The sequence below is a fragment of the Tissierella sp. MB52-C2 genome (genome assembly GCF_030931715.1).
GTDB lineage: Bacteria > Bacillota > Clostridia > Tissierellales > Tissierellaceae > Tissierella.
This window is the reverse complement of sequence record NZ_CP133261.1, coordinates 3,808,478-3,824,481: the sequence shown is the minus strand read 5'-3', so window position 1 is coordinate 3,824,481 and position 16,004 is coordinate 3,808,478. Positions and strand designations below refer to the sequence as shown.

17 protein-coding genes are annotated in these 16,004 nt (G+C 31.8%); 5 read left to right on the top strand and 12 right to left on the bottom strand.

All coding sequences use genetic code 11. From position 1 onward, the window contains the following. Positions 1-40 precede the first annotated feature (40 nt). The 6 genes from RBU61_RS19120 to nuoE are packed head-to-tail and all read right to left on the bottom strand — an operon-like array spanning position 41 to position 6,785. Positions 41-532, bottom strand: coding sequence for a MogA/MoaB family molybdenum cofactor biosynthesis protein (locus RBU61_RS19120; protein ID WP_308877274.1), 492 nt, complete (start codon positions 530-532; stop codon positions 41-43). 1 nt (position 533) lies between these two features. Continuing rightward, on the bottom strand, positions 534-1,031 hold the full coding sequence (locus RBU61_RS19115; RefSeq protein ID WP_308877273.1) for a ferritin family protein: 498 nt from the start codon (positions 1,029-1,031) through the stop codon (positions 534-536). After that, entirely contained in the window at positions 1,028-3,727 is a 2,700-nt protein-coding gene (fdhF, locus tag RBU61_RS19110; protein WP_308877272.1) for a formate dehydrogenase subunit alpha, read from the bottom strand. The genes RBU61_RS19115 and fdhF overlap by 4 nt, the downstream gene beginning before the upstream one ends. Positions 3,728-3,747: 20 nt before the next feature. Next, positions 3,748-4,686: a 2Fe-2S iron-sulfur cluster-binding protein gene (locus RBU61_RS19105; protein WP_308877271.1), complete on the bottom strand. Its 939-nt coding sequence runs from the start codon at positions 4,684-4,686 to the stop codon at positions 3,748-3,750. 16 nt (positions 4,687-4,702) lie between these two features. Then, entirely contained in the window at positions 4,703-6,280 is a 1,578-nt protein-coding gene (locus tag RBU61_RS19100) for an NADH-ubiquinone oxidoreductase-F iron-sulfur binding region domain-containing protein (protein WP_308879847.1), read from the bottom strand. 19 nt (positions 6,281-6,299) lie between these two features. Beyond that, on the bottom strand, positions 6,300-6,785 hold the full coding sequence (gene nuoE, locus RBU61_RS19095) for an NADH-quinone oxidoreductase subunit NuoE (protein ID WP_308877270.1): 486 nt from the start codon (positions 6,783-6,785) through the stop codon (positions 6,300-6,302). Positions 6,786-7,095: 310 nt separating this feature from the next. Between nuoE and RBU61_RS19090 the strand changes: the two genes are divergently transcribed. Both RBU61_RS19090 and RBU61_RS19085 read left to right on the top strand, forming a co-directional pair. Next, positions 7,096-7,962, top strand: a complete 867-nt coding sequence (locus RBU61_RS19090) for a DUF4438 domain-containing protein (RefSeq protein WP_308877269.1) — start codon at positions 7,096-7,098, stop codon at positions 7,960-7,962. Positions 7,963-7,971: 9 nt separating this feature from the next. Further along, positions 7,972-8,271 (top strand): DUF1294 domain-containing protein, encoded by a 300-nt coding sequence (locus RBU61_RS19085; protein ID WP_308877268.1) that lies wholly within the window; start codon positions 7,972-7,974, stop codon positions 8,269-8,271. 157 nt (positions 8,272-8,428) lie between these two features. On the opposite strand, the gene RBU61_RS19080 is transcribed toward RBU61_RS19085, so the two are convergent. Both RBU61_RS19080 and RBU61_RS19075 read right to left on the bottom strand, forming a co-directional pair. After that, a complete protein-coding gene (locus RBU61_RS19080) occupies positions 8,429-9,754 on the bottom strand; it encodes an MATE family efflux transporter (protein WP_308877267.1) in 1,326 nt (441 codons plus the stop codon). A 4-nt stretch (positions 9,755-9,758) separates the two neighbouring features. Beyond that, positions 9,759-9,926 (bottom strand): hypothetical protein, encoded by a 168-nt coding sequence (locus RBU61_RS19075; protein ID WP_308877266.1) that lies wholly within the window; start codon positions 9,924-9,926, stop codon positions 9,759-9,761. Positions 9,927-10,708: 782 nt separating this feature from the next. Here RBU61_RS19075 and RBU61_RS19070 point away from each other — a divergent pair. Both RBU61_RS19070 and RBU61_RS19065 read left to right on the top strand, forming a co-directional pair. Further along, the gene (locus RBU61_RS19070) at positions 10,709-10,987 is read left to right on the top strand and encodes a helix-turn-helix transcriptional regulator (protein ID WP_308877265.1); all 279 of its coding nucleotides are present in this window, start codon (positions 10,709-10,711) and stop codon (positions 10,985-10,987) included. After that, on the top strand, positions 10,938-11,303 hold the full coding sequence (locus RBU61_RS19065; protein WP_308877264.1) for a hypothetical protein: 366 nt from the start codon (positions 10,938-10,940) through the stop codon (positions 11,301-11,303). Before RBU61_RS19070 ends, RBU61_RS19065 begins: the two co-directional genes overlap by 50 nt. 96 nt (positions 11,304-11,399) lie before the next feature. Here the strand turns inward: RBU61_RS19065 and RBU61_RS19060 are convergent, their stop codons facing one another. The 3 genes from RBU61_RS19060 to RBU61_RS19050 form a co-directional block, all read right to left on the bottom strand. Beyond that, positions 11,400-12,014 carry an acetate uptake transporter gene (locus tag RBU61_RS19060; protein ID WP_308877263.1) on the bottom strand — a complete coding sequence of 205 codons (615 nt, stop codon included), beginning with the start codon at positions 12,012-12,014 and terminating at the stop codon, positions 11,400-11,402. Between the two features lie 91 nt (positions 12,015-12,105). Continuing rightward, on the bottom strand, positions 12,106-12,783 hold the full coding sequence (locus RBU61_RS19055) for a uracil-DNA glycosylase (RefSeq protein ID WP_308877262.1): 678 nt from the start codon (positions 12,781-12,783) through the stop codon (positions 12,106-12,108). 127 nt (positions 12,784-12,910) lie between these two features. After that, positions 12,911-13,987 carry a nitronate monooxygenase family protein gene (locus RBU61_RS19050; RefSeq protein ID WP_308877261.1) on the bottom strand — a complete coding sequence of 359 codons (1,077 nt, stop codon included), beginning with the start codon at positions 13,985-13,987 and terminating at the stop codon, positions 12,911-12,913. A gap of 150 nt (positions 13,988-14,137) precedes the next feature. Here RBU61_RS19050 and RBU61_RS19045 point away from each other — a divergent pair, with 150 nt between their 5' ends. After that, positions 14,138-15,262, top strand: a complete 1,125-nt coding sequence (locus RBU61_RS19045; RefSeq protein ID WP_308877260.1) for a hypothetical protein — start codon at positions 14,138-14,140, stop codon at positions 15,260-15,262. Positions 15,263-15,431: 169 nt separating this feature from the next. Here the strand turns inward: RBU61_RS19045 and RBU61_RS19040 are convergent, their stop codons facing one another. Beyond that, the gene (locus RBU61_RS19040) at positions 15,432-15,974 is read right to left on the bottom strand and encodes a hypothetical protein (protein ID WP_308877259.1); all 543 of its coding nucleotides are present in this window, start codon (positions 15,972-15,974) and stop codon (positions 15,432-15,434) included. Between the last annotated feature and the right edge of the window lie 30 nt (positions 15,975-16,004).

Genomic DNA, 16,004 nt, shown 5'->3' with positions numbered 1-16,004 from the left:
AAATCCTCTTTTATATCCTGGATGAGAGATACATCATTTATTATTTTCTGGCACAATCATGGGCTTTATCTGTTAGAATCTCTAACCCATGATGAACACTGTCTAATATATAATCTAAGGCTTCTTTTACCGCTTTAGGACTACCAGGTAAGTTTATTATCAAAGTTTTATATCTTATGCCTGATACTGCCCTAGATAACATGGCCCTTGAAGTAATACTGAGGCTATAGCTTCTTATAGCCTCAGCTATACCATTTGCCATTTTATCACAAACTTTTATAGTTGCTTCTGGAGTTACATCTCTAGTGCTAAATCCAGTTCCTCCAGTAGTCAGAATCAGATCTACTTTTAAAACGTCTGCCATATAGATTAATTCCTTCATTATAATGTCTTCTTCATCAGGAACTATGATTTTCTTTTCTACCTTATAGCCCTTACCTTCAACTATTTGAGCTATAAGCTCACCAGATTTATCCTCTCTTTCTCCGACAAATCCCTTATCTGAAGATGTGACTATACCTACTGTAAACATTTTAACCACCCCAAGGAAGAGTCATATACTCTTTCATTCTTCTATCATATTCTGTCTTGAAAATTTCCTCATGTCCTTCTTCCCAAGACGCAAGTTTCTTGAATATAGCTTTTATATTTTCGTCATCTGCATTTTCAGCAGCATTAGTATAAAATTCCTTGTAATCTTTCTCAATTAAATATGCCATTCTAAGTATAGTTAAGTCTGGTATATCTGACTCTTGCAAGGTGGCTTCAATATTTTCTGCCTCTGCCCTCGCTTCAAATATATCTTCTTCCCTATTCATAACTTCTTCACTTATATCAAAGCTTTTAGTTTCAATATAACTATTTAACTGTCTTTCCAGGTAGTTATAGTGCTCCATTTCTATCTTGGCTAATTTTATAAATAATGCTTCCGAAGTAGGATCATTGAACTTTTTTGCATTTTCTCTAAAGAAATTATGACCGTTTAGTTCCATTTGCATAGCATATCTTAGAATTTGTTCATAACTTTTCAAATTGCTTTCCTCCCTGATTCGTCTACCTTTTCCAATTTTACTGCTGCCACTTTTAATTCAGGTATTTTAGCTATTGGATCTATTGCCGTATTTGTAAGATAGTTTGCAGCTCCTTCTGCAAAATGGAAAGGCATAAATAGTACATTTTCACCAATAATATCTGTAATTTTTGCAGGCACCACAACTTCTCCACGCCTTGATGTTACCTTTACCAAATTTCCTTCCTCTATACCCATTTTATTTGCAGTATTTTCATTGATTTCAACATAATTTGATGAAGCTTTTTTGTTAAGTCCATCAACTCTACCTGTCATGGTTCTAGTGTGATAATGGTAAAGTATTCTACCTGTAGTAAATACAAATGGATATTCGTCATCTGGCATTTCTGCACTATTTACCTGTTCAGATGGCATAAATAATCCTACACCTCTAGCGATTGAAGCCTTATGGAGATATTTTGTTCCAGGATGATTCTTATCTGGACAAGGCCATTGAATTCCCATTCGATCTTCTAATCTTTTGTAATCTATTCCACCATAAGAAGGGGTAACAGATGCAATTTCATCCATTATTTCTGATGTTTCAAAGTATTTCTTATTATAGCCAAGCAAATTCATTATATTCATTAGTATTTCCCAGTCTGCCTTTGCACTACCTACTGGCTCAACAGCCTTCCTCACCCTTTGTATCCTTCTCTCTGTATTAGAGAAAGTACCATCTTTTTCTGCAAAGGACGCTGCCGGCAATACTACATCTGCTAGTTCACAAGTTTCAGTAAAGAATATATCCTGTACCACTAAAAAGTCTAAACTATTTAATGATTTTCTTACATGGTTTATATCTGGGTCTGAAACCATTGGATTCTCACCCATTATATACATAAACTTAACATTTCCCTCTTCTGCCTCATGTAACATTTCTGAAACAGTAAGCCCTACTTTTCTAGACAGTTTTGCATTCCATACTCTTTCAAATTTTTCTGCTACTTCTTCTTTAAATACCTTTTGGTATCCAGGTAAGTCTGATGGAAGTGCACCCATATCACAGGCACCTTGTACATTGTTTTGACCTCTTAATGGATTTACTCCAGCTGATTCCTTACCTACATTACCACATAACAATGCAAGGTTAGATACTGTCATTACTCCGTTAGTTCCTGTAGTATGTTGGGTTATACCCATTGTATAATATATTCCTGCTTTTTCTGCCTCTCCATATATCATAGCAGCTTTTACTATATCATCTGCGTCTACTCCACAAATTTTTGCCACTCTTTCAGGAGTATATTCTTTTACTAATGTCACTAGTTCCTCATAATTTTCTGTTCTTTCTTCTATATATTTCTTATCTTGTAATCCTTTTTGAATGATTACATTCATCATTCCATTTAATAATGCAATATTTGTTCCTGGCTTTAATGGAAGATATACGTCTGCATATTCTGCTAGCTCTATTCTTCTCGGGTCAGCTACTATTAATTTTGCACCATTTTTCTTGGCTTGCTTCATAGTTGCACCAATTATTGGATGGTTTTCTGTAGTATTTGAACCAATTACAAACATGGCATCTGTATTTAATATTTCCTCTATGCTATTTGTCATAGCACCACTACCTAAAGTTGTTGCAAGACCTGCAACTGTTGAGGAGTGTCAGAGGCGTGCACAGTGGTCTACATTATTTGTTCCTATTACAGCTCTAAATAATTTTTGGAACAAATAGTTTTCTTCATTTGTACAACGAGCTGATGAAAGTCCAGCAAAGGCTTCAGCACCATATTCTTCTTTAGTATCTTTTATCTTAGATACTATCAATCTATAGGCTTCATCCCAAGTTGCCTCTACAAATTCTCCATTCTTTTTAATCAATGGAGTTTTTAATCTATCTGGATGATTGATAAATTTATATCCGAATTTACCCTTTACACATAATAATCCTTTGTTTAAACCATCAAATGCAGGTTCTACACCTACTACCTGATTTCCCTTTACTTGTAAATCCATTTGACAACCTACTCCACAGTATGAACAAGTAGTTCTGACTTTTTTAGTCTCCCAATGTCTAAACTTAGCCTTTGTTTTTGGAATAAGTGCTCCTACAGGACATACTGATACACAGTTTCCACAGGAAACACATTTGGATTTATCTAAGCCTTCATTAAAGGGAGTAGCTACTATAGTATCAAAGCCTCTATCTTCAAATCCAATGGCATTGGTACACTGTAATTCATCACATACTCTAACACATAATCCGCATAATATACATTTATTAGGGTCGTAATAGTAAAATGGATTTGAATCATCTATCTTTTTATCTCTAGTCTCACCTTTAAGTGTTCCATCTACAAGACCATATTCATAGGCATAGTTCTGTAGTTTACAAGCCCCTGATTTATCACAAGTAAGACATTCCATTGGATGATTTGAAAGAAGCAGATCTAGGACTTCTTTTCTTGCATTCATTACCTTTGGATTTTTAGTGTAAATAGTCATTCCATCTCTTACTTTAGTAGTACATGAAGTTACAAGGTTTTTAGATCCTTCTACTTCAACTAGACACATTCTACAAGCTGCATAAGGAGCTAATCTATCGTCGTGACATAGGGTAGGTATTTCTATACCCATTTCTTTACAGACTTGAAGAAGTGTTTTGTCCTGTTCAACATTATATTTAATACCATCTATAGTTAACTCAATCATGGTACTCATCTCCCACCTAACTATTTTTCTTCTTCTATCTTTTCTATTTTATCCATTACATTTGATAATCCTAGAGCCTTTGTCCAAGTTGTTTCAACAAATTTATCACCTATTTTCCTATAAGGAGTATCTGGCTCATCTACATTTAATAATTCTGTAGTAAGTCTTCCCTTTAAACATAGTGGTCTGCCATTAGATGGAGATTTTGCTCTTAAGGCAACTTTTTTCTTGTTTTTAGATAATACCTCAAACTCACAACCATAATCGCATACTTTACAGTTTGTAGTATTAACTTCTGCATCCCATACTCTTGTTTTACCCATTATTCTCTTATCAATTAAAGCACCTACTGGACAGACAGATACACATCTATTACAGGATACACATTTGGAAGCAGCAAATGTTTTATCTGAGTCTAAAACTATTCTAGTATCATATCCTCTTTCAGCAAAGGCTAAGACTTCCCTTTCTCCTTTTATTTGAGCACAAGTTCTAACGCATTTACCACATAAAATACACTTACTATCATCCTTTAATATATATGGGCTTGAAGTATCTATGAGTTCTGGTCTAGTAGCACCATCATGTTCTCTGAATTTAACGCTATATCTATATGCATATTTTTGTAATAAACACTCTCCTGCTTTCTGGCAAGTTAAACAATCATTTGGATGACTGTCTAATAATAGTTGTAAAATATCTTGTCTTGCTTTTACTACCTTTTCAGTTTCAGTATTTACAACCATTCCTTCTCTAACCTTTACAGAACAAGATGTCTCTAATTTTCTGCTTCCTTCTATTTCAACTATACATAATCTACAAGCTGATACAACTTCTAAGTTTGGATCGTAGCAAAGTGCTGGAATCTCTATATCTAGTTCTTTAGCAGCTTGAATTATAGAGTAGTCTTCCGGCACTGTGATCTGCTGCCCGTCTATTGTGAGTGTTACATTTTTCATGACCTTATCTTCCTTTCTATCTCTTAATTACTGCTCCAACTGGACATACTGAAGCACAGTTGCCACATTTAATACATCTATCAATATCTATTATATGTCTTTCTTTTACCTTCCCATCTATACATGAAGCTGGACAGTTTCTAGCACATTTCGTACATCCAATACATTTATCTGTAATATAGTATTCTAGAAGGGCTTGACAAGCACCTGCTGGACATTTCTTGTCTTTTACATGGGCTTCAAATTCCTCTCTAAAATAATGTAATGTACTAGTAACAGGGTTAGCCGCTGTTTGTCCTAGTCCACAAAGTGAAGCTGAACTAATAGTTTCTGCTAAAGATTCCATTCTTGCAATATCTTCTATTGTTCCTTCTCCTGAAGTTACCTTCTGTAATAATTCTAACATTCTCTTTGTACCTTCTCTACATGGTACACATTTACCACAAGATTCATCTACAGTAAAGTCAAGGAAAAATCTAGCTATATCAACCATACAGTCTGTTTCATCCATTACAACCATACCACCTGAACCCATTATTGAACCTATTTTTGCTAAGGATTCAAAGTCTACTGGAGTATCTAGTAATTCTACTGGAATACATCCTCCTGAAGGTCCACCAGTTTGTACAGCTTTAATAGCCTTATCATCTGCTACTCCGCCGCCAATATCAAAAACGATTTCTCTTAAAGGCATTCCCATTGGCACTTCCACAAGGCCTGCATTTTTTACTTTTCCTACTAAAGCAAATACCTTAGTTCCTGGAGATTTTTCAGTTCCTATACCTCTGAACCAATCTACTCCTCTTTGGAATATTACTGGTACATTTGCTAAAGTTTCTACGTTGTTAATAACAGTTGGTTTTTGCCATAAGCCTTTTTGAGCTGTTCTATAAATTTTAGTTCTTGGCATTCCTCTTCTGCCTTCAATGGATTCCATAAGAGCTGTACCTTCACCACATACGAAAGCTCCTGCACCAAGTCTTAATTCTATATCGAAGTTAAAGTCTGTTCCTAATATATTATTTCCTAGTAATCCATATTCTTTAGCTTGTTCTATGGCTTCTTTAAGTCTTTTTACTGCTAATGGGTACTCTGCTCTAACATAGATAAATCCTTGATCAGCGCCTATTGCATATCCTGCTATTGCCATACCTTCAAGTACTGAATGTGGGTCCCCTTCAAGAATAGATCTATCCATGAATGCACCTGGATCTCCCTCATCTGCATTACATATTACATATTTCTTGTCAGAATCATATTTAAAAGCTTCAGCCCATTTTCTACCTGCTGGAAAACCTGCTCCACCTCTACCTCTTAAGTTTGATTCAACCATAGTGTTAATAACATCCTCTGGCTTCATTTCAGTAAGCATTTTTCCTAAAGCCGTGTAACCATCAAGTGCTATATACTCCTCAATACTTTCTGGTCTAATTATCTCACAGTTTCTCAATGCTATTCTAGTTTGTTTTCTATAGTAGTCACCTTTTAATATAAAATTACCATCTTTTACTTCTGTATTATCTTCTTCTTTTAATCTTTCTTCTAAGACTGGTCTAGATTTTTCTTTTAACTCCTGTAACTTTTCTAAAGTCATCATAGTTCTTACCTCCGAATTATCTGTATTTTTCTATTATAGCTTTAATGTCTTCTGGTTTTAATCTACCATGTGTATCGTCATTTATATTTATAACTGGTGCTAATCCGCAAGCTCCTATACATCTAGTAGGTGTAATGGAAAATTTAAGGTCTGGCGTAGTTCCGCCACATTTTATTCCTAACACATTTTCAATTTCTTCAAGTACCTTTTCAGCACCTTTAACATAACAAGCTGTTCCTAAACACACAGAAATATTATTTTCTCCCTTTGGTATAAATGTAAATTGTGAATAGAATGTTGCTACACCATATATTTCAGATAGTGGTACATTTAAGTCTCTAGATACAACTTCTAGTATCTCGTTAGGTAAGTATCCAAACTTTCCTTGTGCCTCTTGTAGTACAGGCATTAACGCTCCTTGCTTGTCCTTGTTTTCTCTAATAAAGTTTCTAAACTCTTGGATCTTCTCTTTATTTTCTTCTAAGTCAAATTTAAACTCCATAATAGTCCTCCTCTAAATATTATTTGAAAATAGACAGCATTTATAAGTTGCTGTCTATTCTCATAATTATTAAATAATTTCTAGTAATTTTTGTTTACAATTTATCTATCTGTAATATTATAGAATCTGCACTGATATGCCATCTAATAAACACATTAATTCTACAATAATCAGAGGATTTTGTCAATATTGCAATTATATTAACAATCCTTAAGTATACTAAAAATTTAGCTATTTTTAAATCTTTAGAAACATTTTCTGTCATTTATGTAGTATAATTTATATATATATTGACAAAGGAGTGGTAATATTGTTAAAAACTAACAGAAATAAATTAGTAATTCAATCTGTCCAAGGAAAAATCCATAGTCCTGCCATGGGACCAAGCCCCTATAGAATAAGTCATGAGGGCAAACCAATGATACTGCATGGAGTTGGTGGAATTACTTATAATTTCCAAATTGGTGATTCCTGCATGGACCTTGTGGGAGACCATGTGGAGCCAGGGGTAAGCATGAGAAACGAAGATAAAATGGAAAACCAAGCATTAATGGTTCTGTCATGTGTTGGTAATGAAGCTAGGGTAGTATCTGGAGACGCTAAAGGTGCTAAAGGTTTTGTCACAGGAACCCATGGTGGAATTGAACACGTTTTAGTATATTTTCCACAGGAAGATTTGGAAAAGATGGCTATAAATGATACTATTTTAATTAAAGCAAATGGACAAGGTCTAAAAATTGAAGGTCATGAAGATGTTTTAGTTATGAATCTAGACCCTAATTTATTTGAAAAATTAGGAATAAAAGAAAACGAAAATGGAGAACTAGAAGTTCCTGTAGTAACTGAAATACCAGCTCATCTAATGGGTTCAGGTATAGGAAGTTCCACTAGTTTATCTGGAGACTATGATATAACCACTGGTGATGAAGAAGCTGTAAAAGAATATGGTATAGATAAACTTAAATTTGGAGACTTAGTACTATTAAAAGATTGTGATAATACTTATGGTCGTCAATATTTAAAAGGTTCTGCAACTGTTGGCGTAATAGTACACAGTAATTGTATATTAGCTGGACATGGCCCTGGAGTTACAGGTCTTATTAGCTGTAAAACTTCTAAAATAAAGGGAATAAAAACTGAAGATGCTAATATAGCAAAATATCTTGGTGTAAAATAGTATAATCAGATGGCAAATATTTTAAACTTTAATAATAAAGAGATATTTTTTCTGGGTTATTTAATTTGTATAAATATCTTATCATTTATAATATTTGGAATAGATAAAAGTAAAGCCCAAAAGAAACAATGGAGAATACCAGAACTTTATTTACTCATTATATCTTTTTTAGGTGGTTCCATAGGCTCTCTAATGGCTATGGTTTTATTTAAACATAAACTATCTAAAAAGAAGTTTTATATTGGAATTCCCTTACTTATCATAGTAAATAAAATAATGGAATTAATTATATTTAGCAGCATAAGATAAAAAACATGACAGGAAATCCTGTCATGTTTTTAAATTTTATTTAAATATTCCAAATGGTTTTCCCACTGGTAAAAACACTTTTCCAAAATGTTCATTTAATACTGATGCACCTGAACCAATTGATGAAATCTTTTTGAGGCTACAGTAAACCTTCTATTCATACAAATTCTTTATCTTTAGCAATTTCTTTATTGTATCTTTTATAATAAACAATTCCTGTTAATATATTATCTAATAATACACATAATGCTATGCCATATAAAGACATATTGAATATACTTGTAGAAACAAACATTAGCAGTAAAATAAATGTATTAATTATTGCTGTACTATAAAGAATAAATACATTTAACCCTAATGCTTGAAGAGCATTCATATAGGTGTTTGTAAATGGGCTTACCGAGTTAGCAATTATAAAATATGCCAAAAATAAAGAAACTATTTTTTGCGTACTTACATCATCACTAACAATAGCAGGAACATAATTTCTAGTTAAAATAAACACTACCCCTAATACTATATAGATTGCAGTAATAATTTTAGTACTTATTTTAGGGTATGCTTTGAGGTCTTCTTTATTTTTTTCTCCGTAACTTATTCCAGTCAAAGTTAATGTAGCCGATCCATACATATACTTTGCTATATTTAAAAAACCTAATAGCATATTAATTATTATATATCCTGCATATTCAAATGTACCCATTCTTAATATTATTGCATTAACAATGACAACAAAAATAGATCCGTCAAGAATTTCTTGTCCCATCAAAGGTAGAGATTCTTTTAATTGTATTATAGCATTTTTAAAATACTTTCTTATATTTAGAAATTCTATTGATAACTGTTCTCTTAATACTATTGCATAAATCATTAAATTTATTGACATAGCTATCACAGTAGAAATCCCTGCCATATTTACACCTAGCTTTGGCATACCAAACTTTCCTAAAACAAATATATAATCTAAAATTAAATTAACTATTGATGAAGTAGTAGAACCAATAAGAATCCATTTTGTATTATTATGTATCTTAAAATATGTACCAAAAGCAAATAGAAAAAGTTGAATAAGAACATATAAACTCATTGAGTCTGAATATATAATTGCTTGGTTATATGTTTGACCAGATAGGGCATAGACACTACTAAGCAAACTAGCTCTACCTAATATGAACAAGATTATAAATGCTACTCCTAATATCAAGCTAAGTAATAGTGAAGAAAAAAATTCTTTTTTCAACCCTTCATCATCTTTTGCTCCAATTTTTTTACTTCCACGAATATTAAATATAAGAGTAATGGCCCCCATAAGTCCAGCTATCATCTGGAGAAAGGAAGATACTACTCCAACAGCAGCCAAAGCTGGGGTGGAAATTCTTGCAACTATTGCTTGGTCTGTAAAACCAATAAAATAACCCATTATAGATTGTACCAGTAAAGGGAAAGCAAAATTATTTAATTTTTTTATTCTTTCACTGTTCATTGTTTTACTCTCTTTCATTTAAATTACTAAGAAGTATAAGTGGATTTACATACTTAGTTAAAACAGTTCTATCTAAAAATTCCGAATAAATTTGTTTGAATTCTTCTATGCCTATGCCATATTTTTCTTCAAATAGGGAACTATAGATTCTAATTTTATTATATGGTTTCATGTATTAAGAGACTTCTTTAGTAAGCTTCAACATAATTTTCAAATTCGTACCTTGATAAACGCCTGTCTTCCAATAATCTATCAAAAGATTCTATATGAACATTTTATTTTGGGTTCTACTATGTTAAAAAGTCATTGATATTTTAACAATTACTTATTAATCTACTACACTTCTTCATTTAATTTATAGACAGTCCATTCTATGGTTTTATCTTCTTGGACTACGTATTTGGTCTCAATTTTAATATTTGATATAAGATTTAAACTTATTAACTTAAACTTCGCATATAATTTATCTAAATATATCTTGGAAATTCAATAATTTGCAATATTAAAGATAGTTTTATAGTAGATTTTCATCTGCTAAGTTCAAGTCTTTCTCTATCTAATCACATTGTAATAGTAGAATCAACACATTTAATCCTGCATTTTTCGACAATGAATGTAATTTTGTCGAACTGTTTATCCGTTTTTATTATTATAAAAGCTAATTCAGTTATACCATAAATGAAGATTTTTATGCATTTTTATTGTCAAAAACTATTGAATTTTCAAGATTCAACGGCAGGTTTTTATCTGCGAAGTTTTAATTATAATATAGTTAAAACATAAATAAACTTTTTAATCACAATATCATCCCTCGTACTTATTCAAATATATATTATAATCATAATAAAGAAATATTGAGAAAGCAATTTCATTATAATACTATTAACGACTCCATACCTTACTGATATAATGCTTATTTCATCGGTATATGTAATCATAAAGGATGTGATTTCTTTGTATTATAATTTAGATAACTTTGGTAAAATAGTATCCTCTATTAGAAAAATTGAAACTGGCAAGTATCTCCCAAGCTATGAAATCCTTGAAGATTTATCTAATATTTTAAAAGTTGATCTGAATCAAACCATTTTAAATTATAGGATTGATGATTTTAAGGCTTCTAATGAAATAGTAGATAGTACAGAATCAAAATTTGATAGAGATGAATATTCTACATTAGAAAATGAATATAATAGATTTAGTATCTTTAGAAATGATGGAATTCTTAATTGATATAGTCGATCAAACGAGCAAATTATATCCAAAGATTTGTCATAATTTATCTAGTGCATATAGCTTATTGGATGATTATGAAAATTCATTGAAATATGCTGACTTGGGTATTGAATACTGTAAAAACAAAAGAAGTTTTAACGGCTTAAATCTTTTATATTATAATAAAGGAGTAGCTGAATATACATTAGGACATAAATCCTATATCGAATCACTAGATAAATCCATATCCTTTTGCAATATTCTAGAACAAGATGAATTGAAGAACGTAATACTACATAAATGTAAAAGATTTTATAACATTAATATAATGTAAGTTTAAAGAAAATTTACCTTATTTCATCAAATTATAAATATATAATGAATATTAAAAATAACAGGATGCTACCATGCACCCTGTTATTTTTAAATTTTATTTAAATATTCCAAATGGTTTTCCCACTGGTAAGAATACTTTTCCAAAGTGTTCATTTAATACTGATGCACCTGAACCATAAAATGATAATAAAGAAATTATTAGTTCAGAATATGCAGCCAGTTTGTGTGGAAATTCTCCCATAATACCAAAGGAATCAAGTGTTAATCCAAGAAATAGTAAATCAATAAAGAAGAAAATTAAAAATAATACCTTATGAGTCTCCATAGCACCTATGGTCATAAATATTGTAAAAATTAGATAACCTAAAAATGCAAATCCTAATTGTTTTGGATCTACATTTGCTGCTAACTTTTCACCAAATACTCCCATTTGTATCATCCAAGATACTGCCACACCCATCCAGAAGAAAGCATATGCTCCAAAGGCAGTTGTACCAAAGGTATTGTTTCTCTGTGAGTCATTAATAGAAGCAAATAATTGAGCAAAGGCTCCTAAAAATATTGCCCAAGGTATTACAAATGATACTCCTGTTGTAATGCCCAATTTCTGTGATGATGCGACTAATGTTACCATAGCTAGTCCAAATAAACCTATTGCTGATGGATCTGCATTAATAATTTTTACATTTTCCGTGTGAACTTTGTCCATAAAGGCCTCCTTAAAAATAATATAATCTCATATATGATACCATGTTTTAAATTAATTTCAAGTTAAACTTTTATCATATTTAACGGAAGCCTTATATATTTTCTATTTGCCAATCTATAGGTTCCTTTCCTATGGACTCTAAAAATTTATTTGTCTTTGAAAATGGCTTAGAACCAAAGAAACCTCTGCTGGCAGATAATGGACTTGGGTGAACTGATGTTATTATATAATGTTTTGGATTCGTAATTAACATTTTTTTCTTTATGGCGTTATTTCCCCAAAGTATGAAAACTATAGGGTCATCTCTTTCATTTAATAGCTTTATTATATGGTCCGTAAAAATCTGCCATCCAATTTTACTATGAGAATTAGCCTCTCCTGCCCTAACAGTTAAAGATGTATTTAATAACAGGACCCCCTCTTTTGCCCATTTCGTTAAAACACCATTATTAGGTATATAGCAACCTAAATCATCTTTTAACTCCTTATACATATTTACTAAAGATGGTGGTATTCTCACTCCAGCTTTTACAGAAAATGCTAAACCATAGGCTTGATTTGGTCCATGATATGGGTCTTGACCTAAAATTACCACTTTAGTATCCTTATATGAGGTCAAATGTAATGCGCTGAATATATCATTCATATGAGGATATATAGTTCTTGTATTATATTCCTCAATTAAAAACCCTCTAAGTTTTTGATAATATTCCTTTTCCATTTCACTACCTAATAACTCTTGCCAATCATTATTAAATATTTTCTTCATCTAATCTGCTCCTTAATAAATTATTATATAATTATTCTACCCCAAAATAGAAAAAGCTTCCACTAAACATTGTAAATTTACATTCACTATAGAAATAAGGCCAAGTCAAAAAGACTTAGCCTTATTTCTAATTAATATATAATTTTGCTTCATCAACTAGTTCTCTAATTAAGTCTTTAACCGATATTATATTTTTTATTTTATAGGAATTAGCACCTGCAAAGACAAACCCAGAACTAAGATTTCCTTTTTGTCCATTGATTAAGGCATTGGCTATACAATAATCTACTTCTGTAGGTTTACATGGTTTTAAACAATTTGTAATACATTTAATAGGTCTCCTTAGACCATCTTTAGCATCTTCTATAAATTTATTATTTATAGCCCTTCCTATTAAGCCTACTGGACTATTAATTAGGACTATATCTTCTTCCCTCGCATTTACATAGGTCTCTTTAAAGGAGTCACAAGCATCACATTCAATAGTTGCTGCAAATCTACTTCCTATTTGTACTCCTGATGCACCTTGGTTTATTAATTCAGCTATATCTTTCCCAGTAGTTACTCCACCTCCGGCTATAATTGGAATCTTTTTGCAATATTTTTCTTCAAATGGCTTCACTGCTTCTAAGACTTCCAATAGTAAACTATCTAATTCTTTAGATGAATCTTCTAATTCCTCACGGGAAAACCCAAGATGTCCCCCTGCCTTTGGACCTTCTAGTACAATGGCATCTGGAATAACATTATATCTTTTATCCCAAGTTTTACATATTAAAGTAGCTGCTCGGTCAGATGAAACAATAGGTACAACCTTTGTATCTGTTCCTTTAGTAAAGCTAGGTAGTGTTAACGGAAGACCTGCTCCTGAAAAGATTATATCTATTTTTTCCCTGACTGATTCTACAACTATTTCTTCAAAATTATTTAGGACCGTCATTATATTAATACCTATAATACCACCTTTTGATATTTCCTTCGCCCTTTTAATATGGTATTTTAAGGCTCTCAAATTTGCTTCTTTCTTGTTCTTATAATAGTCTGGTTCATTAAATCCGATTTCTACACCAGATAATACCCCAATTCCTCCATTTAAAGCCACATTGCCTGCTAGGTTTGATAAAGAAATTCCAACTCCCATACCACCCTGTATAATGGGTATCTTTGCGACTAGATTGCCTATTTTTAGTTTAGGTAACTCCATATTCTCCTCCATATAAAAGTATTAAGCTACTATAAAACTAGCTTAATACTTAGTATATATTTTTTTAGGTAAAAAGAGAAGTGCAATTTATTTAATTTTAGTATATAATGAATGGGAATTTATAGAATAGTATTGATTAGGGGTGATAGATTGAAAAAGAAAAAGAAATTTTTTAAAGCCATAATATTTCTTATAGTTTGTCTGTGTATTGGATTTTTTCTAGGATTTATTTCAGATGTCTATTTTGATGATGCCATAAATACATATATGGAAAAAACTAACTTACTTACATTACCTTCCTTCTTTTTATTGTTTGTTGTAGGATATTTAATACAGATAATTATACATGAAGGGGGTCATCTTATATTTGGTCTTATATCAGGCTATTCCTTTGTATCCTTTAGAGTTGGTTCTTTTACTTTAATAAATGATAATGGAAAGCTTAAACGTAAGAAATTCAATATACCAGGTACGGGAGGTCAATGCCTTATGATGCCACCAGAATTAAAGGATGAAACATTTCCTTTTATCCTTTATAATCTTGGTGGAGTTATAATGAATCTAGTAGCATCTATACTTGGGATACTAGTAGCAAGAAATGTAAGTTTCCCATTTAATTTTATATGGTTCATTTTTAGTATAAGTGGTATATTTGGTGTCTTAACTAATGGTATTCCAATGAAAATTGGAGGAATTGCAAATGATGCTTATAATATATTATCTATGTTGAAGGATAAAGATACTAGACAAGGTTTTTATGTTCAATTAAGGGTAAATGGACTGCAAAGTCAAGGTATAAGGATTAAGGATATGCCTTTAGATACTTTTGAAGTAAAGGATGGCTCTGATCTTTCCAATCCTTTAAATACAGCTCTTAGACTAATGGAGTTTAACTGGTATTTAGACAATATGGATTTTGAAAATGGAAAGAAATCTTTAGATACTCTTTTACCATATCTTGATAAAATCATTCCTGTATATAGAAATGAAATAAATTGTGAAAGAATCTTTTTAGAACTTGTGGGAGATTGTGATAAAGATTTTATTGATAATTTATATAATAAAAATCTTAGAAAATATATAAAGATAGCAAAATTTATGATTAACAAAACAAGAATTCTTATGGCATATGAGGCTTTCTACAATGAAGATAAACATAAGGCAATGGAATATTATAAGAAAATATACAAATTAGCTGATAAATACCCAATAAAAGGAGAGGCTGATATGGAATTAATGTTGGCAGATTGGATTAAGGAAAAAATAAATTGCTAGGTTATCCTAGCAATTTCAGGCGGTTTCCAATAAAAACAGCACATACCTTTTTCTTATGTATGTGCTGAATATTTATGGTATAACACGCAAACGTAGAAAAACTACATAACCAAGAAGCAAAGCCTTTAGTGGCTCTAAACGGTATTATGCTTATTCGGTAAGTGTGTTATTAATCCACTATCTCAAACGTAAATACAACGGGGTTTACAATATTTTCGTTAAGGGGAGACACATCAACTGACTTAATCTTCAGTTTTATTCCCAATGCTTTTTGGTATTCATACAAACGCCCACCTGCGCATCTCTCAAAATATGTTTCAATTGATGCAGGAAATCGAAACATTCCTTTTGGCGCATGCTTGTAGTATCCATGGTTACAGGCAAAAGTGACTGTGATTGTATTATCATCATTCAAAACAGCTGTTCTACCAAAGGTATTTGTAAATAGTTCCAGCCTTTCGGCAAGGGTCTTGTCAGCGTGTTCAAGTGCGAAGGCTTTGCGTTCTTTATCGTACCCAGTACCTCTACAACTTCCATTTTGCTCGTATAGTCGGAAGCGTTGCTCCTTGGTGAGCTGTTGTTCCATCGCTTTTATAAATTTTTCATCGCATTCGCCTTCCTTATATGTTTGAACAATGTGCTCAAACAAAGGCAATATATCATCAGGAATTTCGTTTTTACGCATTCGCATAATTTTCAGCATAGTTTTCATTTGCATAGACCCTCCCCTTTAATATCCATC

Excerpts from the sequence above, each read along its gene's own strand:
- RBU61_RS19085 (WP_308877268.1), top strand. The coding sequence starts at position 7,972 with ATGGCAAATATTTTAAACTTTAATAATAAAGAGATATTTTTTCTGGGT.
- RBU61_RS19075 (WP_308877266.1), bottom strand. The coding sequence starts at position 9,926 with ATGAAACCATATAATAAAATTAGAATCTATAGTTCCCTATTTGAAGAA.
- RBU61_RS19120 (WP_308877274.1), bottom strand. The coding sequence starts at position 532 with ATGTTTACAGTAGGTATAGTCACATCTTCAGATAAGGGATTTGTCGGA.
- RBU61_RS19050 (WP_308877261.1), bottom strand. The coding sequence starts at position 13,987 with ATGGAGTTACCTAAACTAAAAATAGGCAATCTAGTCGCAAAGATACCC.
- RBU61_RS19065 (WP_308877264.1), top strand. The coding sequence starts at position 10,938 with ATGAATATAATAGATTTAGTATCTTTAGAAATGATGGAATTCTTAATT.
- RBU61_RS19040 (WP_308877259.1), bottom strand. The coding sequence starts at position 15,974 with ATGAAAACTATGCTGAAAATTATGCGAATGCGTAAAAACGAAATTCCT.
- RBU61_RS19100 (WP_308879847.1), bottom strand. The coding sequence starts at position 6,280 with ATGACTTTAGAAAAGTTACAGGAGTTAAAAGAAAAATCTAGACCAGTC.
- RBU61_RS19055 (WP_308877262.1), bottom strand. The coding sequence starts at position 12,783 with ATGAAGAAAATATTTAATAATGATTGGCAAGAGTTATTAGGTAGTGAA.
- RBU61_RS19080 (WP_308877267.1), bottom strand. The coding sequence starts at position 9,754 with ATGAACAGTGAAAGAATAAAAAAATTAAATAATTTTGCTTTCCCTTTA.
- RBU61_RS19060 (WP_308877263.1), bottom strand. The coding sequence starts at position 12,014 with ATGGACAAAGTTCACACGGAAAATGTAAAAATTATTAATGCAGATCCA.
- nuoE (WP_308877270.1), bottom strand. The coding sequence starts at position 6,785 with ATGGAGTTTAAATTTGACTTAGAAGAAAATAAAGAGAAGATCCAAGAG.
- RBU61_RS19105 (WP_308877271.1), bottom strand. The coding sequence starts at position 4,686 with ATGAAAAATGTAACACTCACAATAGACGGGCAGCAGATCACAGTGCCG.